Source organism: Amniculibacterium sp. G2-70 (genome assembly GCF_014353055.1).
Classification (GTDB): domain Bacteria; phylum Bacteroidota; class Bacteroidia; order Flavobacteriales; family Weeksellaceae; genus Amniculibacterium; species Amniculibacterium aquaticum.
The window spans coordinates 2,343,965-2,367,985 of the sequence record NZ_CP060698.1 but is presented as its reverse complement, the minus strand read 5'-3'; the positions used below and the strand labels follow the sequence as shown (position 1 = coordinate 2,367,985).

At 33.3% G+C, this 24,021-nt stretch carries 28 protein-coding genes and 1 pseudogene; 3 read left to right on the top strand and 26 right to left on the bottom strand.

The features are described 5' to 3' along the window. Window position 1: 1 nt before the first annotated feature. The 12 genes and pseudogenes from H9Q20_RS10945 to H9Q20_RS10890 all read right to left on the bottom strand — a co-directional run bounded on the left by H9Q20_RS10945 (window position 2) and on the right by H9Q20_RS10890 (window position 10,594). Window positions 2-682: a hypothetical protein gene (locus H9Q20_RS10945; RefSeq protein WP_187477712.1), complete on the bottom strand. Its 681-nt coding sequence runs from the start codon at window positions 680-682 to the stop codon at window positions 2-4. Between the two features lie 10 nt (window positions 683-692). Further along, entirely contained in the window at window positions 693-1,346 is a 654-nt protein-coding gene (locus H9Q20_RS10940; protein ID WP_187477711.1) for a hypothetical protein, read from the bottom strand. Continuing rightward, window positions 1,333-4,405, bottom strand: a pseudogene (locus tag H9Q20_RS10935) (TraG family conjugative transposon ATPase). The gene H9Q20_RS10940 and the pseudogene H9Q20_RS10935 overlap by 14 nt, the downstream one beginning before the upstream one ends. Next, on the bottom strand, window positions 4,377-4,691 hold the full coding sequence (locus H9Q20_RS10930; RefSeq protein ID WP_068941734.1) for a DUF4133 domain-containing protein: 315 nt from the start codon (window positions 4,689-4,691) through the stop codon (window positions 4,377-4,379). Before H9Q20_RS10930 ends, H9Q20_RS10935 begins: the two are co-directional and overlap by 29 nt. Window position 4,692: 1 nt before the next feature. Next, window positions 4,693-5,013 (bottom strand): DUF4134 domain-containing protein, encoded by a 321-nt coding sequence (locus tag H9Q20_RS10925; RefSeq protein ID WP_187477710.1) that lies wholly within the window; start codon window positions 5,011-5,013, stop codon window positions 4,693-4,695. Window positions 5,014-5,137: 124 nt separating this feature from the next. Continuing rightward, a complete protein-coding gene (locus H9Q20_RS10920) occupies window positions 5,138-5,686 on the bottom strand; it encodes a hypothetical protein (RefSeq protein ID WP_187477709.1) in 549 nt (182 codons plus the stop codon). 27 nt (window positions 5,687-5,713) lie between these two features. Next, entirely contained in the window at window positions 5,714-6,364 is a 651-nt protein-coding gene (locus H9Q20_RS10915; RefSeq protein WP_187477708.1) for a ParA family protein, read from the bottom strand. A gap of 41 nt (window positions 6,365-6,405) precedes the next feature. Then, complete coding sequence (locus H9Q20_RS10910) at window positions 6,406-7,869, bottom strand: relaxase/mobilization nuclease domain-containing protein (RefSeq protein ID WP_187477707.1); 1,464 nt, start codon at window positions 7,867-7,869, stop codon at window positions 6,406-6,408. Then, window positions 7,866-8,228, bottom strand: coding sequence for a hypothetical protein (locus H9Q20_RS10905; protein WP_187477706.1), 363 nt, complete (start codon window positions 8,226-8,228; stop codon window positions 7,866-7,868). The genes H9Q20_RS10910 and H9Q20_RS10905 overlap by 4 nt, the downstream gene beginning before the upstream one ends. Before the next feature lie 32 nt (window positions 8,229-8,260). Further along, window positions 8,261-8,584 (bottom strand): bacteriophage spanin2 family protein, encoded by a 324-nt coding sequence (locus H9Q20_RS10900; RefSeq protein ID WP_187477705.1) that lies wholly within the window; start codon window positions 8,582-8,584, stop codon window positions 8,261-8,263. 37 nt (window positions 8,585-8,621) lie between these two features. Then, window positions 8,622-9,713 carry a hypothetical protein gene (locus H9Q20_RS10895; protein WP_187477704.1) on the bottom strand — a complete coding sequence of 364 codons (1,092 nt, stop codon included), beginning with the start codon at window positions 9,711-9,713 and terminating at the stop codon, window positions 8,622-8,624. Window positions 9,714-9,799: 86 nt separating this feature from the next. Further along, a complete protein-coding gene (locus tag H9Q20_RS10890) occupies window positions 9,800-10,594 on the bottom strand; it encodes a hypothetical protein (RefSeq protein ID WP_187477703.1) in 795 nt (264 codons plus the stop codon). A gap of 1,387 nt (window positions 10,595-11,981) precedes the next feature. On the opposite strand from H9Q20_RS10890, the gene H9Q20_RS10885 reads away from it, so the two are divergent. Then, window positions 11,982-13,073 carry a hypothetical protein gene (locus H9Q20_RS10885; protein ID WP_187477702.1) on the top strand — a complete coding sequence of 364 codons (1,092 nt, stop codon included), beginning with the start codon at window positions 11,982-11,984 and terminating at the stop codon, window positions 13,071-13,073. Between the two features lie 233 nt (window positions 13,074-13,306). On the opposite strand, the gene H9Q20_RS10880 is transcribed toward H9Q20_RS10885, so the two are convergent. Both H9Q20_RS10880 and H9Q20_RS10875 read right to left on the bottom strand, forming a co-directional pair. After that, on the bottom strand, window positions 13,307-13,729 hold the full coding sequence (locus tag H9Q20_RS10880; RefSeq protein ID WP_228459746.1) for a hypothetical protein: 423 nt from the start codon (window positions 13,727-13,729) through the stop codon (window positions 13,307-13,309). Between the two features lie 59 nt (window positions 13,730-13,788). Beyond that, window positions 13,789-14,148 (bottom strand): DUF6876 family protein, encoded by a 360-nt coding sequence (locus tag H9Q20_RS10875; RefSeq protein ID WP_123870305.1) that lies wholly within the window; start codon window positions 14,146-14,148, stop codon window positions 13,789-13,791. Window positions 14,149-14,561: 413 nt separating this feature from the next. On the opposite strand from H9Q20_RS10875, the gene H9Q20_RS10870 reads away from it, so the two are divergent. Beyond that, window positions 14,562-15,101, top strand: a complete 540-nt coding sequence (locus H9Q20_RS10870) for a transposase (protein ID WP_123870304.1) — start codon at window positions 14,562-14,564, stop codon at window positions 15,099-15,101. A gap of 205 nt (window positions 15,102-15,306) precedes the next feature. Here the strand turns inward: H9Q20_RS10870 and H9Q20_RS10865 are convergent, their stop codons facing one another. The 9 genes from H9Q20_RS10865 to H9Q20_RS10825 all read right to left on the bottom strand — a co-directional run bounded on the left by H9Q20_RS10865 (window position 15,307) and on the right by H9Q20_RS10825 (window position 20,501). Further along, window positions 15,307-16,110 carry a PRTRC system ThiF family protein gene (locus H9Q20_RS10865; RefSeq protein ID WP_123870303.1) on the bottom strand — a complete coding sequence of 268 codons (804 nt, stop codon included), beginning with the start codon at window positions 16,108-16,110 and terminating at the stop codon, window positions 15,307-15,309. After that, complete coding sequence (locus tag H9Q20_RS10860) at window positions 16,107-16,829, bottom strand: PRTRC system protein B (protein ID WP_123870302.1); 723 nt, start codon at window positions 16,827-16,829, stop codon at window positions 16,107-16,109. Before H9Q20_RS10860 ends, H9Q20_RS10865 begins: the two co-directional genes overlap by 4 nt. A 9-nt stretch (window positions 16,830-16,838) precedes the next feature. After that, window positions 16,839-18,002 carry a hypothetical protein gene (locus H9Q20_RS10855; RefSeq protein ID WP_123870301.1) on the bottom strand — a complete coding sequence of 388 codons (1,164 nt, stop codon included), beginning with the start codon at window positions 18,000-18,002 and terminating at the stop codon, window positions 16,839-16,841. A 77-nt stretch (window positions 18,003-18,079) separates the two neighbouring features. Beyond that, complete coding sequence (locus tag H9Q20_RS10850; protein WP_076506291.1) at window positions 18,080-18,298, bottom strand: PRTRC system protein C; 219 nt, start codon at window positions 18,296-18,298, stop codon at window positions 18,080-18,082. Between the two features lie 17 nt (window positions 18,299-18,315). Further along, window positions 18,316-18,867: a PRTRC system protein E gene (locus tag H9Q20_RS10845; RefSeq protein WP_123870300.1), complete on the bottom strand. Its 552-nt coding sequence runs from the start codon at window positions 18,865-18,867 to the stop codon at window positions 18,316-18,318. A 33-nt stretch (window positions 18,868-18,900) separates the two neighbouring features. After that, window positions 18,901-19,332 carry a hypothetical protein gene (locus H9Q20_RS10840; protein WP_123870299.1) on the bottom strand — a complete coding sequence of 144 codons (432 nt, stop codon included), beginning with the start codon at window positions 19,330-19,332 and terminating at the stop codon, window positions 18,901-18,903. 56 nt (window positions 19,333-19,388) lie between these two features. After that, on the bottom strand, window positions 19,389-19,787 hold the full coding sequence (locus H9Q20_RS10835) for a hypothetical protein (protein ID WP_187477701.1): 399 nt from the start codon (window positions 19,785-19,787) through the stop codon (window positions 19,389-19,391). A gap of 93 nt (window positions 19,788-19,880) precedes the next feature. After that, window positions 19,881-20,090 (bottom strand): addiction module toxin RelE, encoded by a 210-nt coding sequence (locus H9Q20_RS10830; protein WP_123870297.1) that lies wholly within the window; start codon window positions 20,088-20,090, stop codon window positions 19,881-19,883. Between the two features lie 12 nt (window positions 20,091-20,102). Further along, entirely contained in the window at window positions 20,103-20,501 is a 399-nt protein-coding gene (locus H9Q20_RS10825; protein WP_123870296.1) for a single-stranded DNA-binding protein, read from the bottom strand. A 659-nt stretch (window positions 20,502-21,160) separates the two neighbouring features. Between H9Q20_RS10825 and H9Q20_RS10820 the strand changes: the two genes are divergently transcribed. Beyond that, window positions 21,161-21,337: a histone H1 gene (locus tag H9Q20_RS10820; protein WP_002981164.1), complete on the top strand. Its 177-nt coding sequence runs from the start codon at window positions 21,161-21,163 to the stop codon at window positions 21,335-21,337. 45 nt (window positions 21,338-21,382) lie between these two features. Here H9Q20_RS10820 and H9Q20_RS10815 read toward each other — a convergent pair whose 3' ends face one another. The 3 genes from H9Q20_RS10815 to H9Q20_RS10805 form a co-directional block, all read right to left on the bottom strand. After that, on the bottom strand, window positions 21,383-21,529 hold the full coding sequence (locus H9Q20_RS10815) for a hypothetical protein (RefSeq protein ID WP_187477700.1): 147 nt from the start codon (window positions 21,527-21,529) through the stop codon (window positions 21,383-21,385). Between the two features lie 104 nt (window positions 21,530-21,633). Then, the gene (locus H9Q20_RS10810) at window positions 21,634-22,467 is read right to left on the bottom strand and encodes a toprim domain-containing protein (protein ID WP_123870295.1); all 834 of its coding nucleotides are present in this window, start codon (window positions 22,465-22,467) and stop codon (window positions 21,634-21,636) included. 418 nt (window positions 22,468-22,885) lie between these two features. Beyond that, complete coding sequence (locus tag H9Q20_RS10805; protein WP_123870294.1) at window positions 22,886-23,983, bottom strand: hypothetical protein; 1,098 nt, start codon at window positions 23,981-23,983, stop codon at window positions 22,886-22,888. Between the last annotated feature and the right edge of the window lie 38 nt (window positions 23,984-24,021).

Sequence of the window (24,021 nt, the reverse complement as noted above, 5' to 3'; positions counted from 1 at the left end):
TTTAAAAAGATTTGATGTTATTCATTATACTTTCCACAACTTGTTTATCTCTGTTGACATAGTACTGGAATGCTCTTTTGTTACGTAAGACCTTTGCTTTGATGTCCCTTATCTTTAAAAGCATATGGGTAGAGTTTCTACTTATTGCTTTGACTTCATCCAATGCATAATCCAGCAAAATTTTTCGTTCCGATTTTTCCATTTGGTTGATTGCTCCATATGAAAGGATGATTCCTGCCACTAAACGAGTGACCATCTGGAGGTCATCCACAAACTGTACTTGCGATGGCAGAACAGTTATGATTGAATATGGTGCAGTAATGATTTCATTAATAATAGTGGTCTGATTATCCGTAATCTTCGTTATCTCTCTGCTCATAGCGATTCCTGTTGGTATTGCCTGAACAGCAAATGATACAATTCGTAACCTGTCCTGTACTTTTGTAATTTTCTCCTTGAAATCTTTCCATTGTGATTGATTAACTGTTTCCACAGTAGCATTTACAGTCTGCTTCTGTCTCATTTCTTTTTGTCGGTCGTGTTCTTTCATCGCTGCATTGATCTCCAAATCCATCATTGGAAAAGAAACATTTTCCTGTTGCCACGCAGGTGTAGAACCACCGCTTGAAGAAGTGATTAAGATGTAAATAGGAATGGTCAGGATTAGAAAAATCTTTTTCATTTTTTGACTTTTAAAAATTTCTCTTGTACTTATTCATTATGTTCTCCACAATGCCTTTATCGGTATTGATGTATCCAGCAAAAGGATTGATTGAATTCCAGAATCCCAATCGATTGGCTTTTTCCAGTCTTAGCTTTATTGCCAAAAGCCATAGTTTCAGATTTTTTACATTTCCTGAGATATTATGCAGGATTTTATATCGATCTCCTGCAGTAGCCAGATTCAGTTCTCCAGATGCCAGAATATCCGTAATATCGGTGACTATTTTCAGACTTTGCTCATAGGTTTTTTGTGAAGCTTTAGTTCCAAATATGGCATACTGGGGATGCTGGGAAGCTAATTGGACAACCTGAGCTGAATAATCATAGCATTTGTTCAGCTCAGTATAAATCTGCTGTACCTGAATGCCGTTTTGTAGTGTTCCGGAAACTTCTTTCAGTCCTTTTAATATTTTATTCTGAATATCATTGGCTGCTACCATCTGGGTTCCGACCCAGGTTTGTGCATCCTTTAATTTTGAAGTTTCTTCAATGACTTCGTTCTGCTTGGCTTTCAGATTTTCTGAATACAGAATCATTGCAGCCGTTACCGTAGGATCGATGTAGGTATTCTGAGCAGATAAAAAACTACCGAATCCTAGAAATAGGAGACTAAATTTTTTCATACTGATAATTTTTAGTGATTAATTCTGAAAAACTGATTTGATGATCTTCGAGCTCCTGTGAAATGACTTTGAAAATATTTTTCCCTTTGTTTTCATTTTTCATCCTGCGGTAATAGGAAACAATCTTTTGGTCTAAGGGATTTTGATACAGATTGACCAGCGAAACAAGATTTTCAAGGCTGTCTCCAAATACTTTTAAATCATAGACCATCTTCATAAGTGCTTCATCATAGCTTCCGTACTTAAGCACATAATACTCTACTGCTGATTTTTCGGGCTTCTCTGTCGTATAGGTTAAGTACTGCTCTATTGAAACTTCGTTACCATAGACTTCTCCTTTAGAACCTCGCTTCAGATAGAACTCCTTGAACCTGCTTCGTCCGAATTTATTATTAAGGTTGTTGATCGTGAATATTTTGTTCTGCTCGACTTTATTCAATGAAAGTAATGCCGCTATCCTATCGAAATTGTCCTTAAATTTGGTTTGATCAAGAAGAATGAAAGTGTCCGAATTGTTAATAATGGAGTCTTTTACAACTACATTTCCAATAATATCGTCCAGCTCCTGTGTTACCACCACTGCTTCTCCCCAAAATTTTCTAACCGTTTTGTAGAGATACAAAATATATCCACCCATCAATTTACTTGCAATGGCTTTCCACGCTTCTTCAATGATCAGAGCTTTTCTACGGTCTTTTCTAAGCCTCATTTTCTGAATGAACGTATCCATAATAATCAGAGTCACAATGGGAAAAAGCTTGGGATTATCCTTTACGTTGTCAATCTCAAAAACGATAAATGACTCATCAAACAAAGTGTTATCAGCAGATTCGTTGAGCGTTGTTCCATATCGCCCACCTTTGTAAAAATCCCTCAGAACAAATAGAAAAGTTCTTAGGTTAAATTCTCTTTCTGTGATACTGTGTTTCTTATTATTCAGATAAAGAGGAAGAAATTTGTCGCAATAATCATAGAAACCATTGAAGGAAAGTTCTTTTGCATCTAACTTCTCTTCGAATTCTTTAATCTTTTTAATGATGGCTTTTCTAAATGATTCGTTCCAGTTTTCTTCTGTTTTGTCTTTTTTGATGATCTCATTAGATTTTATGAGAATCAATTGGGTTTCATTATAAATCCTTCTCCTCTCTTCATCCCCCAGCGTTTCATAAGCCTCGTAAACAGTATAGAATTTTTCATTGTCATAATCTGGATTATTGATATTCTTGTCAGGATGATAGAACTTCAATAGTTTCCTTCCGGCTTCCTTGATTTCTTCAGAACTTGCATTGAAAGCAATTCCTAAAACATCGTAGTAAGTACGCTGTTCGTTAACTTCATTCTCATATTGAGCATAAATATCTTCTTCGTGAATGTTGTATTTATTCAAGTAAAGAATTAATTCTTCTGAAGTTTTATTCTCATACCATTCGGTTCCCGAATTGAAATACTGATGATAATAGGACATCAGCACATTGTCCAATATTGATTTCTGCGCAGATGACATTGAAGCGTCCGGACCTTGCCAGATAAGGAAGATCAGATTGGTCAAAAATTCTATTTTTTCAATATTGAATTCTTTCTTATCCATTAGGAAAGGATTCATTGTGATTGGTTTTTCTTCAGTATACTGAATGTATCTTCCACCTTTGTATTTACAAGTTCCTGAATAAGAATCTCCGGTATCTACGATGACAACATCATAGTTATAGGTGAGATATTGTTCAATGATATTATTCATTAAGAAACTCTTGCCTGAACCACTTGGTCCGAGAACGAACTTGTTTCGATTGTTAATTCTGCCAATTTTCATAGGCAGGTCAGCAGGGTCAACTTTTAATGGAACACCCTGTCTGTCTGTAAACCTCAAATAGAAATTGGATTCTTCATTCACGGGGTAACTCTCTTTAAAAAAAAAAACACAAGGCCGCTTCGCTTGTCGTCATAAATAGATCGTACTCCCTAAGTTCCGTAGCATTCCCTGGAATGGCTGACCGGAAGAGCTCCAGTTGATTGTAGGCATTCTTGGAAACGATAATCCCTTTAGTGAATAACTTGTTTTCAATCAGGGATTGTATCCCCTCCATTTTTTCAAGAGAGTCGGTCGAAAATAATAATGAAAAATGAGCATTGACCACCAATTGACCATCAGTAGCGATATTATGGAGAAGTGTTTGAATTTCTTCTGCTATAATGGCATTGGACGGAGAATTATTGGCTGCACCTTCGTGCTTTTTCTTTTTCTTGTCAAGTTCTCTCTGCTGTTGTGCCTGAAGAGGAATAGTAATAACCTGATTGTAAATGATGGTTTCATAGCCTTCCAATTCATTGATGAATGTAAAATTATCAACAGCAGTTTCTGATGCTGCACCATTTCCGCCAAGAATTGAATAGGGATCTATTTCAGAAGGCAGATCAATATTTTCAACATCGACATATGAAATACTCTTGACAAAACGATTTCCTATCTGCAGATATTCATTGGTGCTTTTGATATTGTCAAAGCTCGGTACATCTGAAAACTTCATCGACAATACACCGGAGATGTAATGTTCAAAATCCTTTTCAAATAAAAATTGTGGTTCGCAATCATTCTGTTTTAAAAGCATAAATACCTTTTGGCATTTATCACGAAGCTCTTTATAACCCTTGTCAGAGAAATGGTAGTGCTTCATTTTCTTTTTCAACTTATCGTCCACAATATCTGTGAAAAGAAGTACAGTCTCAATGGTTTTAAAAAGCCTGCCATCAAAATGCTCTGAATATTTTTGCTGGAGAAATTGATTGGATTCTTCAGCTTCGTATTTCTTTTTTGAGAAAATATCAAGCTTTTGAACAATTCTACCTTCACCAATAATAGACACTACTTGATTCAAAACCGTATGAAAATTCAGATATTGATCTGGATCTGCAGAATATTGTTCAACGGCATTTTTTATTCTAATTCCGATAATAGGATTTCCGTATTGTCCAAATAAAACATCAAAGTCCCACCCGAAATCTTTTCCGTAATCAAATCCGATAAAAGGAATATCAAATGTTAGTTTCTTTATTTTGGACATAACCTAAAAGTGTTTTATTGTTTATTTTTTTTGGGAAAATCAAAACTTGATTGAAGTTTTTGGTCTTAGCGTACAAACCGTACTTATCCTGTCTTTTGAATATGAAATAGACGCCTCCTCCTGTAACTGCGAGTCCCAAAAGAGAACCCAGTAATCCGAATTTGGATAATATGAGTGCTGCGATGACACCAACTCCAATAACTCCTACTGCGTAAAAGATGTATTTGCCTTTGAGTCCGAAGAATACAAGGGGTTTTTTAAGCCCCTTGTAGAGATAGAAGCCCATATTAAGCAAAGAATGCTGTTACGAATTCCGGAACTACCAATAAGAAGATCATTGCACCTCCGTAGCCCAAAATTTCCTTATTTACATCCTGGTCACCATTCGTCCATTTGTTGTACACTCTCAGCCCGCCGATGAAACCGACCAATCCTCCGACTGCTTTGAGGATAAGCTTGATCGGATCCCAATAGTCTTTGATGTCATTGGCTGCATTAGAGATTGCCGTCGCACCACCCTGTGCAAATGCAGGGCTTACAGCAAGGAGAATTACGCAAGCAGTCAATAACTTTTTAAACAGCTTGTAATGTTTCGATTTGTAGTTCATAATGATTAAGGATTTATGTTTAGAATTGTGTTTATTTTGCTTAGAATTAGGCATAAGGGGGGGGGGGTGCTATCCGCCTTTTATGGGCGGATCATTTTAGTTTTGAAAAGTGTGGATTAACCTCTTAGATCATTGATTGATAGACCTTATGTCCATCTTGGTTTAGAATAACCTGAACACTGGTTTCGGCGAGATTTAGAAAGTCTTTAAACTGTTTATGTAAGGCGTCGAGGTTTGGGGATGGAATCTCTTTTTTTTCTTGCTCTTGAACAATGTCTTCCTGTTGGGAATCAAGTGAAACAGTTTCCTTTTGTTCTTTTTCATTTGGCTTTTCGTTTATTTCGGGAACGTTATAAAAATCATCAATATCTTGCTCAGACTCGAACTTCTTTCGAAAGTGATCAAGATCACGGTTTTCATCTTGTTGCTCTTCCTGATTAGCCGGGAATAGCTCTTTCTTGTTAAAAGAATTGGGAGTATTGATATTTTCTACATCATCGATCTCTATTTTCTGTACTTTACTTTTGTTATCTTCTGAAAATTCTGTTAGAGAATACTCTTCAGTTTCATCTGGTTTTTTTGAACTGTCTTTTTTCAAAAAAAGATCATACACTACATTGCCTGCATAATAAAGCAGATAAATGGCTATGATAGAGGTAATTATTTTAATCATATTTTGTAATGAGTTTATAGTGATCCGTTATAATGTAATTTCAAGGCATTTGTTAATGTGGTCAATTAATTCGTTGAATGATTTCTCTACAGCATATCTCTGATGATTCGTTAATTTCCTGGTATCAAGAATTTGTAGACAATTTCTTTTAAATACAGGATTCTTCAATAGCAGTCCATACCTGCTGATTTCGGCATCCATTCCTTCCTGATTTAGGTATTTGTAGCCTTTATCATATTTCGACCGAATAAATACTCTTTCTGCCTGACTTTCCAACAGTCCCAAAAAATTGATAAAGACCAAAGTTGATTTGGCAGAGACATTGGAATATTCAAAAGGAATGACAATGAAATCGCTGTAAATGAGAAGGTCGCTGTATTTGACATCCAATGTTCCTGCAAGGTCGAATATGTTTATCTCTTCACTTTCTTTCAATTCGATCAAAGTTTCAAAATCCGAGAAAGGCTGTTCGTTTTCTTCATCGATGATCTCGACATCATATAGTTTTGGAATATCCAGCAATTCATCTTCTTTCCATTTATGATAAAATGACTTCTGAAAATCGAAATCGAATACATTAACCTTTCTCTTGGAATTAACAGAAATATAATTGGCAAAAGCAATGGCAAGTGTTGTTTTACCGGTTCCCCCTTTCTGTGTGGCAAAAGTGATTATCATAATTTTCTATATCTTTTAAATAATTGGAAGCTGCATTTTACTTATCTATTTCTTTTTTTTCTTCGTTTTTTAAGTTCATTTTCAGCAGGGTCTCTTGCAGTCCCAGTACTTTTCATTAATTCAAAAAGCATTTCATTGACCGCTTTTTTCAATTCATTCCCTTCTTTATTTTCGCTTTGCTGCGCCGTTCGCAATTGAGGGTTTAGGAATTCCTGATATTTCTTTTCCCCAATCATTGGTTCCAATTCTCCGATGTAATGAAGTCTTGAATGAACGATGTAATATTTTCCATCCTCTGATTTGATGATATTAACATCTTCTTTATTTTGGCTTTTCAGGTATTCTTTTACATCATCCCTTATAGCTCCAAATGTCTCCTTACTTTTCAGCTTTTTATTTTCAAAAAGCATAAAATCTTTTACTTCATTTTCCGGAAGTCTTGTATTTAAAAATACTTGGAGTAATGTTTTAACTCCATTGTTTGGAACATTATAATCCTTCAGACTTTCAAAGAGTTTTTTATCCATTTTATCTGAGGTGAATTCAAATAATCCGTTCATTTTTATTATTTCACTTCCTTTATAAACTGAGCCTGTCTTGTGGTCAATGACCGTATAACCAAAAGGTTGAAACTCATCTTTATAGTGGAAAATCAAGTCAATCCCAAAGACATCTTTCAGCTTTTTCTGAAGTTCACTTTCGAATTCGATTATTGGTGTCCAATCATCTTTTTGCTTCTCTTCCGGAAGCATTGCTTCTTGCCTTCTAAAATCCTCAACTTTGAAAACCTTATTGGAGTAAATATCTTTATACTTTGAAAAAATGGCTTTCAGTTGTTTTGTCCTTTTCTCATTTTTTCTACTATCAAAAACAATTTGGTCTCCTGATAATGTTCGCTGGATTACTCCGTTTTTTAAAATGCTCAAAGATTTTGCATCATTTATGTTTTTGCCCAGTTTATAGTCATTTCTGTTAAGTAAAGTTTCAAACTGATGGAAAGAACTCATTTTATAGTCCAACAGCTTGTTCAATACTTCCTCCGATTTGATTCCGTAAAGTTTTTCTAAAGTAAAAGCCAAAGCTTTTTGAGCCTTCAGCTTTTCATAGCTGTCATTGATCTTTTTACCTGTCTGCTTATCCAAACGGGTCGTAACAATATGGATGTGATTATTCTCAGTATCATTGTGGAAAACCGTAACAAATGGTTGTTTCCCGTATCCCATTTCATCCATAAAGTCTTCAGCAATCTTGGCAAGTTCTTCTTTGGTATGTTCCCTGAACTTTGTTGAGATCGTTGCGTGAAACTGTGGCTTCAGAACTTTCTTGTTTCCTACTGAAATAGCTTTTAAATAATCTCTTACTTGCTGTTTATCACTGTTTTCATTGATAAAAGAAGGAAAGTTTTTCATCATCATTAGTTCTCCCTTTCCCTTGTCTATTTTTTTATCATTGTAATTGACTCCTGGAAAATCGGAACCTGCCGGATCCATTATCTTGACGATCATTTGGATATCAAAGAATAAATTTTTTCAAATATTTTGTTTTGCTCTTTTTTAAGAATTATTATCTCTGAAAGCCTTTCATTAAAAACTTTTAAATCCTCAGAATTGATGAATTTTTGTGTATTTACAATCTTTGCAATCTGATTGATGTTGGTTTCGATTTTAACAAAAACATTGTCCTGTTTCTCTATGAATTCCAGAACTTTTCTTCTTTCGTCATCCAAAATCCTTTTTTCTACGGAATTGATGATTAAACTCGTAAGAGAGATTTTTCTTTTGTCACATATTTTTTTCCATTCTTGTTTTTTCTGATTACTGATTCTAAAAATGATAGTCTTATTTTCGGTTTCATTTGGACTCATTTGAAATAGTAAATAGATTTATTCAGGTGTTTCTAAATGGGAATAAAAATAACAGCAGCAATAGCTAAAGCGCATACAAAAACAGAATTCAATACTTGCCATTTTTTCATTTGTCTAATGCTTGCTTTCTCAAGGATAATCTGTTCTTTCTTAGCCGAAATTCCATAGATACAATCTTTATCAAATCCCGTGATTTTTAGATTAAGTATTTTTGCATTAAAATCTTGAACTTCATAGCTTCTGCCAACTTCTATTGAACTTTCAATTAATGGTTTCCCAGGATTAGCTATTATGGTTTTGCAGGAGGTCAATGAGATGCATAACAACAGAATTAAAAATATTTGGTAATTTTTCATTGATTTATTTTCTAAGTTCAATTGAATTCGCTGTGCATTAAAGTGCTTCCCAATTTGCCACACCATTTACACTCTTTAGAACATAGGTTCCTACAGGTGGTGGTTGAGGAATTACTTCAGTTGCAAAAACAAATGATCCATCAGATTTAGCTACTACTCTTTTCGTATATGAAGAATCATTATCTGCATTGGGCATTTGTGAAGGCGTGACACTTAATTTTCCATTGATGTTGAGCCATCTTTCAGAAAAATCCCCCGAAATCAACGCGAATTTGTAATCCGTATAATTATTCGTAATACTATCCCAAAAGTTGGTTGAACTTGTTGTGACGGGGGTTGAATGTATGGCTAATTTATTACTGACACTTCTATTTCCAGAAGCTGGGCTACCTGCTCCAACACCAATAAATACATTGTTAGAGCCGGTTCGGTTTCCTGTCCCTGACAAATACCCTATCGATATATTATCATTTCCTGAAGTGATATATGACATTGCTCCTGCTCCGATTCCAATATTTCTGTTTCCTGAAATTGTTCCGTTTGCAATGCCATTCAGTGCTGAAACACCTGCTCCATAATTCAACTTCCCAGTAATCTCTCCCTGAGACATTGCATAAAAACTGGCAGAATTTCCTTTTCCTGAAGTTATCTTGGAATCTGTTGCAACGATGGAATTGTAATCTCCAGTAATTGGGCTTCTTGAATTTCCAACTATGTAGTTTTCTTTACTATCAAAATCAAGATGGAGGTTACTTTTGACAACAAGTTCTACTGTTGAAGAGTTTCCTCTAAGGGCAACATCTTTTAAAGGGTCTTCCTGAACAAAAGGCATCCATACTGTGCCATCGAAATAATACAAACCTGATTTGGTAATATGGAGTACCTGACCGATTAAGTTAGTTGAAGGCGCTGTCACAAATACAATTGTTCCCTTTTTCGCAGTTGAATAAGTTTTTGCTGCCAATTGTTCTCCAGTAATACGTGGTGGAATAATTCCATCATAATGAGTGGTATCGTTAGGTTTTCCTACTACTTCTAAAGTCGCTTCCGGTGTTTGGGTATTGATTCCGACTTGAGCCTGAACTGTTATACCAACTAAGAACAGAAAAGAGTAAATTAGTGCTTTCATTGTAATATTGTTTTTAACTAAAATTCATTTGCTTTTTAGAATCGCCTTCTTTGATCATTTTCATACGTACTGTAATTTTGAAAATTCTATTGTAGATATGGCTTCTTCCAGTTAGAATATCCCTGCACTTCACCATAAGTATAATAAGATGTCGATATCAAGTTTAAAGACGTTTGAGGAATTTGTATAGAATAATTTTCAAGTAATGCTGGAAAATACTGAGTTGAATTTTCTGTATGTAACAGAACAATTTGATTTGGAATATAACCTATATCACTGTAAATATCTCCAATATTCATAAAAGCATTTCCTATTACAGGTTCAGAATCATTTGATCTATATATCTGAAAATGTACATTAACAATACCTTCAATTTTTTTGAAAGATACATTTCCTTTCAAGCCACCAAAGTTTTTCGTTCCAAGGATGTAGTATTTTGAAGAGGTTAAATAACCATTGGTATTTCCCCACTGATTACTCGGAGTTGACCAAGTTGATGTTGCAGTAAGACCTGCAGTACTGGTTGGATCAAATGTCAACAAAATGTTATATTCGATAGGATCTTTTTCCTTAGAAAATAATTGCCAAAGGTCGCCATCAAAATAGTACAGTCCAGGATCTGTAATATGCGTAACTTGACCAACAAAATTAGTTGCAGGTGCTGTCACAAAAACAATAGTTCCTTTTTTCGTAGAAGAATATGTTTTGGATGCCAACTGATTTCCTGTAATACGTGGAGGCATTATTCCGTCATAATGATTAGAATCACTTGGTTTTCCTACAACATCCAAAGTAACTTCTGGTATTTGAGTATTGATTCCGACTTGCCCTCGAATATTTATCACAGTAAATAGCAGAAAAAAATAAAAAGGTATTCTCATTTTTCTTTTTTTGTTAATATTTCTTCTGCAAAGTTGGAACTTCAAAACATTGAAAACAATAGTGTTAAAGGTCGCTGGGCTAAATAAGATGAATCTGGATGATTCTGGAATCTCTGGAGATTAAAAAAGAATAATCTGGATTAATCTGGAATCTTAAACCTAATTTCACAGAAAACAAAAAAACAAGTTCCGCAGTTTTTTCCCCTTTTTGAAGAAAAGGCAAGAGAGTCTTTGGATGTAAAACTTGTAAAAGTTTGTATATACAAAGACACATCTTGCTGTATAAGGAATTTACTTTTTTCAGAGCTCCAAAAAACAAACTATTAGTCTAATTATCAACTTCTTGTACTAAAATTGCTTTTGAAATAAAAAAGATTAGAAAGAAACTATTTTGAGAATGTACAATTTCTGTACATTATTAATGAATTGTGGGTAATAATTTGTACACTTTTAAGAATTGAGTGTATAAAATTTAAACACCCCTTTTATTTGAGTGTGCAAATTTTATACAGGTAGCAAAATAAATAGAAGAACATTATAAGTACGCAAGAAATTAAATTACCTTTCGTAAACTTACTTGAAAGAAGAATAAAAAACGAAAATAGTCGGGAATTTTTCTTATCGAACAATAAAAATAAGCATCCTATAATTACTGTAACGCCTAATTATTGATTGTAAAAAGTTTAAAAATAAATTATTTTTAGATTTCACCGGTAATTCAAATTTAAAAAATTCGCAAATTTTTGCGTATATTTGGGTAGTTACCATACTCAAATTTATAATCATTATGAACTTAATAATTGTCGATAACAGCACTAAACAATTCGACTATTTTATGCACGCCTCTTTGGATATTCAAAACCACATTATTGCAAACATCTTAAAAATTAACAAAAAGAATAATACTTGTCTAACTGTAATTACAGAGACAGAAACAAATTATTATGAAGATCTAGGATATATTATTAATCAAGGACTTTATGATAATTTAGTCTTTGAGTACAACTCGAATTTGGTAGAGGGAGAAAAGGAATTGATTAGATGGATAAACAAATAAAAATATATGCATAAAACTACAGAAAACACATCCACAGTAATTGATTTAGTTAATAAGACTAGAATAATAAATACAGACTTAGGTTTGTATGTTGAACACTTTTTAAACGATGACTTTAATTACTCGGTTAGATTAAACAATAATTATGGAATAAAAATATCACGTACTTTGGTACAAGACGTTAGTGTAATGCCCAGCATTTTGTCTGAATCTGATGTAATCAAAATTTCTGAAAGCGCGTGGAAGCTCTGTTAATAACTTATTTAATGATAAGCAAACACAGAATATTTGACTTTTAGATTTTCATTTTAAAACTAATAACATCTTCTAATGAAAGCAGGCAATATTAAAGGAGCTTTACTAGAGTACATTGTTCGACAGCTATTGAAAAATTGTGGATTCACCAATGTGCAAGCCCAAGAATTTTTTTCTTTTGAAAGAGGAGGGCTATTTTTTATAAATGGCAAAGGAGCTGCACACGATGCCGATATCATAATGAATCCTCCAATTCAGATGCCCTTTGCCTATCCAACTCAATTACTCTTTGAGTGCAAAGCTTACGGATCAGTTACAAGTCTAACAATTGTAAGGAATGCTGCTGGCTTAAGAAATGATTTGAATGATTTTGAAATTGTAACAAGAGAAAGTATCTTAGAAAGGCAAAATAATAGAAGAGCTTCTTACGCAATAGATACCAGAACCCGTTTTTTGTATCAGGTAGGCGTTGCGTCAGTGAATGACTTTAGTAAACCTGCTGTAGAATTCGCATCAAATAACAAAATACCTTTGTTATCTCTAAGCTGGTTTTTAGGTCCACATACAATAGATAATTTTAATGGAATTACTCAAAGGCTTATTGACAGTTTCAATCAAGATGATATTCAAAACTTGTATAACTTTTTAAAAGATAGAGATGGTGATTTATCGAATTTTAATTACCGACGAGCATATAACTTTTTGAGTGATGATAACATCATTGGGGATATTGTTACTTTTTCTAACACAGTTTTGAGATATTCTTATGTAGGATTATTGGAAACTGGTGATATGGTTTTTTTATTCTCACGAACGAGAACCGAAGACAACATTTTAAATAGGCAGAATAATTACGGAATCTTTTACACTTTAAAAGCAGAAATACATTGGACAGAAGATAATCCTAACATCTGGACACTAACTGTTTACAACCCACAAAATCGGACTCAATCGACAGATTTTGAATTTTATGTACCAAAACGAATCTTTAGCCACTGGAAATCCTTTAATCTAAACAAGTCAGTAGCACTTGGCATAAAACAGGATTTTTTCTCCAAGATTTTTGTATTTAATCAAAGAAACAATCCTGAAGCTCCTTTCACCATCATTAACATTGATAAAGAATGGTTGGAGCGTTCAAGACTACGGTTGGCTGAAGAAGAATAAAATAATTCCGCTTTAAAATTTAATGATGGTTTCATATAAACATCCACTAAAATTATTTATCTATAAACTCTTTTCAAAATCATTGGTAAGTTTTGACCTGAGATATTTTTAAAATGGTTGCTCTATATTTCGCAAAAATGTATTTTCGACCAAAGAGAAGAAATGCATTTTTGCGAATCTTTTATAAAAAAAGCCAATTGGAAAATACTTCCAATTGGCTTTATAATCACTAACTAAATTTTAGTCTGCAATAATCTTTGAAGATTTTTAGATTTTCTGAAATTAATCAACTTTTTAAATTCCGGAGTTTTTGAAAATTCCTGAAGAGACCTAATAGTATCTATGTCTTTTTCGGAAATACTTGAGATTTTAATGCAGACAGTTCCTATATCTCCAAAACAATTTCCTGCTCCGAAAATAAGAGAATAGTAAGTTTCTTTGGAAATAGGGCGTTTAAAATGTGGTAAATTAGAAAATCCCTCCTTTTCTTCATTCATATATCGTAAATCTTCATCAAACATCTCTTGCGAAAAGAATAGACCATACTCTATTCCATTGTAAGTTTCATATTTTAGGTTGTATTTTTCTTTAAGAAGTTCATTAATCTCTTTAGCATTTTCTGGTTTTTTCAGATATATTATTGAATATGTTCCCATTGTAATAATTTTTAAGTTAAAAAAATACGATTGCCTGTACATCGTGAGGTTCTTTGTGATTAATGTTCACTTGGTAGGAGTAAAACATTATCTTCTTTCCAGATTGTAAACTCATTAAAGAAGAAATCAGAAAACTCAATATCTTGTGTAGCCAGAACATTATCATTTCCGTCAGTCGCAGAAAGGTTGAATCTATTCTCTTCAATTCTTTCGATTTTCCAGACTTGGAATTCTTCTTTTTGAAATTTTTCTGAAAATTGGTAGGATGCGATGCAGTCAAGAAACCAGAAACAAGATTCTTCCCGAGCTATAGTTATGACACCATCTGTTAATAACAGTTTTCCTATATAGGAGTAATAAGATTCTGTTCCCATAAAATTGTCATAAAAATCATTGGCTGAAATGTTTGGATTTTTCATAATTGAAATTTTAAAAATGTTTGTATTTTGTTTTATTTTTTGGAAAAGTCACAGATTGCTGTGCTTTAATTTTTTCTGACTATTGAGTTGTTTTTCATTGCTTTTTGACGATAGAAATCCAGTTTCAGTCAAAACCGAAATGGAAGAATGAAATGAAGGCTTCGAAATCTTTTTGTCCGAAGGATTTAGGAGTGTCTGAACAAATTATTGAAGCGAAGTGGAAAGATTTTTTTAGAAACCCAAAAAGATTTTTTTGAGCAGAAACAGGATTTATATTTTTGCAAACTGAAAACAACCTATGTAGTCAGAAAAAAAGCATAAGAATTAGAACCTTTTTTCAATTGTAAAACAGGAAATAGAAATCAATAATCGTATATTTGAATATCAAACAAACACATTATTAAAGAGGGTTTATGAAAAAACTAATTACTTTATCAGTACTTTCAATTGCAATATCAGGATTTGGCCAAACAAACTGTGAAGCTATAAAAAAAGAAAACGAAGCTTTGCAATCAACCAATAAAGTTTTGACTTCTGAAAACGATTATCTAAAAAAAGTGCTTGACATCAATAAGCCAATTCTCGAAACAGAAACAGAAAATTCTTCTTATAGAATCACAAAAGTTACAGGTAATAGAGCTGGGAAAAACATTGAAATAAGTTTCATTATTGAGTCCAAGGATGAGAATAAAAAAATGACAATCGAAGATATTAGTATTGTAGATATTGAAGGTAATGAACACAAAATTGACTTGTATAAATCCAGCAAAACCTTTCCTGAATTGGCCAAAAATGTTCCTTTGAAACTAAATTTTTCATTTAAAGATATACAAGGTGAACCCTTATTTATCAAAATATTTAAATTCAAAACTACCTCACAGCCAGAGAGAAATACGTTTGAGAAAACTAAAACAAACTTAGAATTTAAAGATTTAAAAGTTGTTTGGAACTAAGATGACTGAACAAGATTTTTTGAATCTACTTGATTTTAATAATTCAAAAAAATAAAATACTCCGCAACTTTTTTTCAAAAACATCCAAAGTTCACGCACGGAGATGTTTTTGAAATGGGGTTGCTTCTTATTTTGCAAAAATGCGTTTCCGACCCCAAGGGAGGAATTGCATTTTTGCCGCCCGACTTTCATCGGACAGCAAAATCTACAATTTAATCGCTTGAGAATGGAAGTTCTTTAGATTAAGAAAAAAACCTCTGTTCTCAGTTAATCCATCACAGAACAAATTCCACAAAAGCGAACATCCCATTTGAGCCAAAGTTGAATTGATAAATAAATCTTGCTTTGCCAATGCTTCCGCGAGACTGCAACTTGGTGTATCATCTTCTGTTTCGGATTGTTTTAGCAGGTCTCCAAATTCCTCAGTAATAAATGGAAGATGACCTCTTGTTTCATATTTCTCGGATTTGGGTTGTCCTAAATTTCCTACAGTAGATAACAAGACCTGACCTGTATGTTTACCATTCCCAAAGTCAATCCAATACTTCGGTTGATTGCTAAAACTTTTGTAATCATCTTTCTCTTTTAAAATTTCTGCAACACCAAACCTTGCCTGTACATTATCTACGCAGGTCATCGTAATCGTTGCTTTAGCATCTACTGAAAATCTGCCGAAACTATCTTTTTCAAACTTTTGGGTTTCGGCTTTCCAATTGGTTCCTGCCCATCGATTGATACGGTTGATTAATGCAACGGATTTATACAATCCTCTTTCACATTCCGCAAACCGTTGTCTTCCTATATTGGCACTTGTGATAATATCATCGTCCCAAAGACGAACTTGTAATCCTGCGTGTCCTAATTCAATAAGACTGTGATTCATTTCCATTAAAGCGGTCAAGACTTTTGAACCTGTTCCCCCACCACCGATAAGATTAACTGAAATCGGATTCGTTGGACTAAGCAAAGAATTGTCCACAAAATGAACGGTTGGTTTTGTTGTAATCATCGCAATAAATTTTTAAGGGTTTTGTTGTTCTTTTTTAATATTTCATTGGGAAACGCTTCATTTGATTTGAGCAATTTCTTCCAAAGGTTTACTAAGTTCCCATCAATAGGATTATGACCTCCTACCAAATGGCTGAAATAAGAATTGAAAAAATAGCTCTCCCATTGTTCTATAAATTCCTCTACCGAAGTTGAATTTTGAATTTTTATATCGACATTTCCCATACAAACATCACCATCGTTATAAACATTGAAGAATGGAGCGTAATGTAATGTTGTGTTTTCTGTTGGTCTTTTATCGTTTGATAATGCAAAAACAGAAAGGTTTTCTTTATCCGCAATCCAAAGCATAGCAGGAACTTTTGCTTTTCCGCTGGGTATTTCCAGATTTTTCACAAAATACATTTGTCGTTCTTGTGCTTTGGTGTACCAAATCACTGAACCTTTTTGGCTTGGGTTAATATGCAAAATGTTATTGGCTAAGATTCCTTTAGACTTTAAAAAGGCTTTCTCGATTTCTTTATCAATGACTAAAGATTTTGCTAACGTTTTTGCTTCGTTTACAGTTAACGGATGTGCATTGATTGGATTTCCATTTCTGTCCATATCAAAGTGTTCAACATACATTTCATTTTTATATAAGGACTCGTAAAAAACCAATGCAGATTTTGGTTCGTACAGCATTCCTAAATATTTATTGGTATCAATTACATTATTCATTCTAATTTTTTAATAGGTTAACACTTGATGTAATTCTTCCATTAAAGTGAATAATCGATTTTCAAAATCAAAATCCGCTTTTGGAATTTCTGTTCCATTAATAGGTAGGTAAATAGTTGGCTCTTCAATGCTTCCGTATTCATTGAACTCCGCATTAATGCTATCTTCAATATTATTGTACAAACAGCCTTTGGTATTAGCTACAAATGAAATGTACATATCCATTGATATAGCTTTATTGGAATAATCGTCATCGTATGGGTTTTCTTCAGATGATGGTTTATTTCTGAAAATTGTTGTATTTGGATATTCTGAATAAAGAGCAAAAGCTTCGAAAGCAACTTTGTGGCAAATGATGTCAAATTCATTTTGGATTTTAAAACAATTCAAACGCTGTTCAAAAAAATCCAAATTTTTTAGATTGAATAATTTTTTTTCAATTTTGTCACCTATATTCTTGGACATTTTAAATTCTCGCCAATAATTCTGTGAATCCTCTCTTGCTTCCTCCTCTTCCTGTTCCATCCACTCTTCGTGCATTTCGTATATCCAATAGAGATAACTATCCTGTTGTCTGTAATACGGAACGTTGGCAATATGATAGAGATAGCTAAAAACAGAAAGTAGAAGTTGGGCATTCTTTTTATAATTTTTGTCGTGAAGCATTTTAAAAAGTGGCACAACTGGAATAAAATGTAGTGATGTATTAGTGCAGAACTGTTCTTCTTTTGCAAAATGAAACTTTTCGTTAGTTCGTATGAGTTTGAATTGATTCCAATCTGCATTAGCCTGTTTCATTTTCGTTTCAATATCCCATATTGCCAAAGCCAAATTATATGGAAAACCAAAGTCTTTGGTTTGCATTGGCTCTACTCCATACTGTTTGGAAAATTTAGAAAGGGACTTATAAAAGTCCCTTTCTGTGTTAAGTATTTTCTTGCTATCTTGAAAATGTGATACTTCTTCTTGTTTAGGAAGAAACTTACATCTTAGAAAACCATTGGAAGCATTGTTATTGGTACAGATTTCTGTCTGTCTTTCCGAATTTCGTTCAAGGTCTTTGGTTTTTGAAGCCAATGAGCGAACCTGCCCAATTGTTGATGTAACTTTTCTTGTTGTCTTTCTTCGGGCAACTTTATTTTTCCCGATATAATTTTTCTTTGTTGCATTCATTTTTATTTTGTTGTTGGTTGCTGAAAAAGGAGGACTGGCTTTAAATTAATTTGCTCTTAACAAGTAGCAATATTTATCTATCCCTTAGTCCCCATTACACTTTCAAATTTGTACTGTATAGTATCATCTTTAATCTGCGGTGCTGAAACTTTTGCAGTGGTTAATATTGGGTAAGTATTGGCGTAAAAATTCATCACAGCTTCTACACTCCATTTAGGTTCGGGGTCTGTAAGTTTTATTTCGTGTCCATTGTCTTTCAAAACAAAAACTCTTTCTAATAGTGTTGCAAGTAACATTTTTAAAATTTTTTAGGTTAGATAGTTTCAATTGGCACATTTTCGTCGCTAGCTTCGGTAAAAAGATTTGGGGCGAGATGTTTTGAGTATTCGTCTTGTTTACTGCGTATGATTTCTGCGAAGTCGGGATACTCAGAAGCTTTTGGAAGTGCTGTCCAAGCATCTTTATATTTCCCCTCCTTTTCAAGTTCTTCGGCTTTTTGCAATGCTTCTTTATACTTTTTCTCTTTAGCATCTTTTTCCTTTTTATCCTTGTCACTCTTTTCTTTTTCCATTGCCGATTTCTTTTTGACTTCTTCAAGTTGCTTCATAAAAGCCTCCATATCCACCATCAATCCCGAAGCGGTTTGCAATGGTGTCGTTATTTGTTCAAAAAAACCGTTATCAAGTTCCTCCGCCGTTCCACGAAGATTAAGAGGTGGAATTAATTTCCTTGCTTCGTCTCCACACCGCTCATTGTTGAGCAGTATGGAAAGAACAAAGCAATTTTCAGTCGTCGGACGAAGTGTGATTTGCAAATCTCCCGTTAAGTCCATTTTTGCGATATGTCTGAAAAAATTGGTCTGCATAATTGTTATGATTTGTGATTTTGATTCTTTAATTTATTTTATGAGTTCCACCAATGAAAATTGTTCTGTGAAAAATTCTTCACTTGTGTGTTTTCCGAATGCGTTGTAGATGGCATTTCCACTTCTAAAGACTTGCATTTGATGGTTGTGCAAATCGTGTTCGGGCTGTAAAAGTTGTTTCAAATCATCTTTTTCCAATACGACGAAAAATTGATTTTTCTCCGAAAGCCATTCTTCAATTTGAGGGTAGTTTTCTTTAGAGAATTTGAAAAACTCAACATTGACATCTTCATAGTTGAGCCATTTCAAATCGGAATCATTTTCAACAATTTTCACAACTTTCAATCTATTCTTTTGGATTTTTTTCCATTCTTCGGAGATATGTATAATTGCAAAATCACAGTCGTCCCATTCGCTCTTTGCTTTTATTAATAAATATTCGGTTGGTTTGATTGATTTTTTCATTTTTTTATTTGTTATAAAAAACTACCACTATCGAAAGTGGTAGTTTGTATTAATTATTAAGATTGTCCGAAAGCTATTTTCCTTCCTAAAAGGATTTTCATTATTTCATCTTTGTACTCATAGATATTGCCCTCAAACTGATAGTTATTTTCTTCCTCATTGTAGCTACAATCTTGAAAGTCACTTTGGTTTAAACAATAATCTTTCAAAATCTCATTTTCATAAAAGGTCTTGCCTAAAAGCATACATCCCGATTCCTCATAGCTTAACACGAATTCGACATCAAAATGATTTGCAATCGTCCACAACACCTCAATGTTTGGACTCCATCTTGTATCATAATGAAAAGAGCATTCTTCTGTTTCGTCTTTATAGATTTCAGAAAAATATCCGTACTCGCTTTGAATGAAATCGGGTAATTGACCTATTTTTCCTTTACTTTCATTATCTATCATTGTGCGAAACAAATCCGATACTTGATTCAAACTTGCTTGATTTCCTTTAAATGTTACCTTATTGTTGCATCTGTTAGCCATATTTTTCTAATTTTAGTTGTTTTCATAGATATAAGTTCCACTTGTTCTAAAAGGTTCTTTACCTTGTGTCAATCGAATTTCCGACTTGAAAATTTTGGAAATATTTCTTGCGTATCGTATTGCTGTGATTCTGTCGCAATTGGTTACATAATAGACTTCGATGTCCTCCCATTCTCTTTCATCTTTTTTCTGCTTTATCTGAAAATTAAATTGTGCTTCCATAATTTTGAGTAATTAAAATGGTAAATCGTCGTCTGTATCTTCTGCAAATGTTTTTTTGTCTTGTGCTTTTTCTGTCACAAAGTTTTGTACACCTTCTCGTTTTCCTCCTCCGTGAAACTTTATGTTTGAAGTATGGAAGTTTAATCCAGACCTTATCTCTCCATCCTTACCTATCCACGCATTTGAACTCGTTCTGCCTGATAGTTCTACCAAAGTCCCTTTAGTTAAAGATTTTGCGACATTAGGACTTTGCCAATATGCGCAATTATAATAAGTGGTCTGCTCCACCTTTTCTCCTTGTTTATTTTTGTAGCTGTCATTAATAGCTACTGAAAAATTAACTACTTGTTTGTCATTTTTTAAAATGCTGATTTCTGCGTTTTTGGTAACTCTACCGATAATTGTACTCATAATGTTTCGATTTATTTTGTTAAAATTTTGTTGATAATTCTTGATTGTTTTAATTTTAAATTCTGAGTGATTTGATTTGGTATCGAGGACACTCGGCTCTCTTTTTTATATTTAAGTTTTGAAAAACAGTATATTCTGTTGTTTTTCCATTTGTTTTTTCGTTGATGTCAAAGAACGTCTTGAGTTGAATTGATTCGTATAACTGAGGTTCCGGCTTTTTCTTTGCCGATGATTATAGGAAAGCATCAGGCACACAAAACCCGATTCACTTCCCGTAGTGGATTACAGTGTTGAATCGGGCTTGAAATCTTTTTGTCCGAAGGATTTAGGAGTGTCTGGAAAAATTATTGGAGCATAGTGGAAAGAATTTTTGTAGAAACCCAAAAAGATTTTTTTGAGTGAATGATGCTGTCCTACATTTGCAATAGTAAAAAGCACAAACCACAGTGATGAATTGGTTCAATGACGTTTTTGTCAACGGAAAACAAAGGAAAATCCATTAAAAAAATCCGTTTTTTACAGTCTCATTTTTCTAAAATGAAATTCAAGTCGTTTAATCATTTATGATTCTATAAAAATTTACAAATAGGCTTAAAAGTGCTTATAGAAAGGAATAAAAATTTATATTTGCGGACTTATTAAATATATAAACATACCTTATGAAAGAACTTATCGAAAAAATCAACGCAGAATTTGAGGCGTTCACTACAGAAGCAAACCAACAAGTTGAAAAAGGAAACAAAGCAGCCGGAACTAGAGCAAGAAAATCTGCTTTGGAACTGAGTAAATTATTTAAAGACTTTAGAAAAATCTCTGTTGAAGAATCTAAGAAATAATTGATAAAAAATAAATCCCAGCTTTTCAGTTGGGATTTGTTTTTACTACTTGGAATCTCCGGGTTTGTGCGTATGCGGCTTCAAATCCGGATGCTTCGGTTGGTTTGGTGGAGTTACCCGAGGTCTTCTATCGGGCGTTCCATCTTCTTTTTTAGGTTTTGGACCTGGCTTAATAGCCTTAACTGTTTCCATAAAAGTATTTTTTTTTGTTAAACAGTTTTAAAGGTCATCATTAATATTCTAATTGCATTACGGAAAACCGTATCGAAAATATTTCTTTTTTGATTAAACAATCTCTATTTTCGTTCGCAATACCATTTATTCAAATCTTCAAAACCGTTGTAAATCAAAGAACAGTCTTCCACATTCTTATATTGATTTTCGATTTTCGTTTTGACAGATTTTCCGTTGGAATCATTATCTAAAAACAATGAGATTTTATCATACTTCTTCAATTCGTTTTCAATTTTAAAAAGCATTGACGTAGAGTTGAGAATAAGATAATCTGTGCTTTGTTCTTTTTCCATATTTCTGTAAGTCAGGTAATCGAAAAAGCCTTCAAAGATTGCAATTTCATCAAAGTTGTTTTGAGTTTTTATCAATGTAACATCTTTCTTACCCAAACAGATTTTAGAATATTTGTTTCGTATTTCAAAACCACCAGAGTCGTTTAAAAAGCCTATTCCAAAATACTTTTTGCCATTCATTTTGTAATGAACCTCTTTGACCAAATCCTTTTGCTCATAAACTCTACGTGATGTTAAATACTGAACTAATGCAAAGTGCCTAATTTCACTCGTTTTTAAGATTTCGTATTCCACTTCTTGATTAGACTCCACTTTCTGAATATCATTCCGGAGAAAAAAGTCAAACTTTGCCAAGTATTTCAAAGCATCAGAAACAGAACATTGATTAATTTGCTGCACAATTGAAATCACATCATAACTTTTGCCGGTCCCGAAATCAAATGCCTTATTTTTTACAAAATCAACAGATAAACTTGGTGTCCTCTCCTCTCTGTCAATTGCAAAGTAAAAAGCTGTTCTTCGGTTTTCTTTGGATGGAAATAAGTTGAACGACTCCAAAACTGTTCTGATTCCTATTTTTTGTTTTATTTCTTCGCAATTCATTTTTTTTCTTTTTAAAGCAAATTTTTCATCTTCATTTTCCTTTTAGATAAAAAAAACCTTTTATCATCTTTTAATATACTTTTAGTAAATCGCTATATCGTCTTACCACAAAGGATTTCAAGTATTTTTCGAATGAGTGCAATTCCGAATTTAAAATGAGTACAATTCCGAAATCGAAATGAGCGCAATTCCGAGAAAACCCACATTTTGGAATGAGTGCAATTCCGAAATGCCTTTTTTAATTGCTTATAAATTCTCGCAGTTCTTCACGATTTTATGATTAGCTATCACTTTTAGTGGTATTTAATATTTTGGAATGAGCGCAATTCCGAAAACAATAACTGAAAATTTCATATTTTAAGATTTTTTTAACTTCAGCTACCGCAATTCCGAAATCAGAATGAGCGCAATTCCGAATTCACAGTATTATCGGATAACCATTGGGAATTAATTTTCCAGTTCTACTCTCCTGATATATTTCTATAACAAGCTTCTGAATTTCCTGTAAAAAGGCTATCCCCCGAAATGTGACAGACTGTATTTTTTTTAATCTGCAGATTTTAATGAACCTAGTAAAAGCTTTCTCTATTAATATTCGGGTTTGGGGAATATTTCTGTATTGATGAAAGAATTGATTCATTTCATTTTCCTGTAAGCCAAATCTTTTCCGGAAATAGCTTAATCTTTTAGTGATTTTAGGTGTTTTTTTTGAGTTTTCGGACATTAAAACATCTGAACTCATTTTGGTTTTGTAAGGAAATATAAAGATAGAATCCCCTTTGTACTGGTAGTTGAAAGACAAACTATTATATTTATCCAAGCTGATTCTTGCAAGTTTTAGAAACTTAAAACAGAAATCATTGGCTGTTTTATAGTTAAGTCCAAATTTTTTGTTCAATGTCGATAACTTTAGAACTGTTCCACTTTCAGGTATTTTTGAAAGCCAGATGGCAAAAATAATATGCTTATTGTTTCTTACACTGTAAACCAAATTATATAAAATGTAGTTGTATTCAGGAATGACTAACAGCTGCTTAAGCCAATAACTGCTGACTAAAAATGTAGTATAACCTCGTTTGTCATAACTGGGTGCAGAAATCAATCCACCGAAAGTTTTAATTTCTTTCCCTTTCGAGTTCAAAGATTTATACCAACCCATTTTGAATCGTGCAAGAAACTCATATGCATCAACGACCTGTTGTGTTGAACCACTTGGTGAAATTTTACTGTTTCTTATTCTAATGGAAGCAAAAATATTGTTATCCGTTTCAAACTCTTCATCAAAAAGCGATAGTTGCTTAGGTCGGTCTTCCGGACGAAACTGTTCATTGCTGATAATTGAAATAATATTGAAAATAACACGTAACGCATTAATTGGAATATCCGCAGCTTCGTTATCATCGAAAATAAAATCATCAACAAAACGATTTCCAACCCGTATTCTTTCCTGAACGATTTCATTCTTGATTTCAAATTTGTTACGGATTAATCGAAAATCCTTATCTGGATTAGCCATTCTATTGTTTAAGATATTTTATGATTTAATCTAACTAT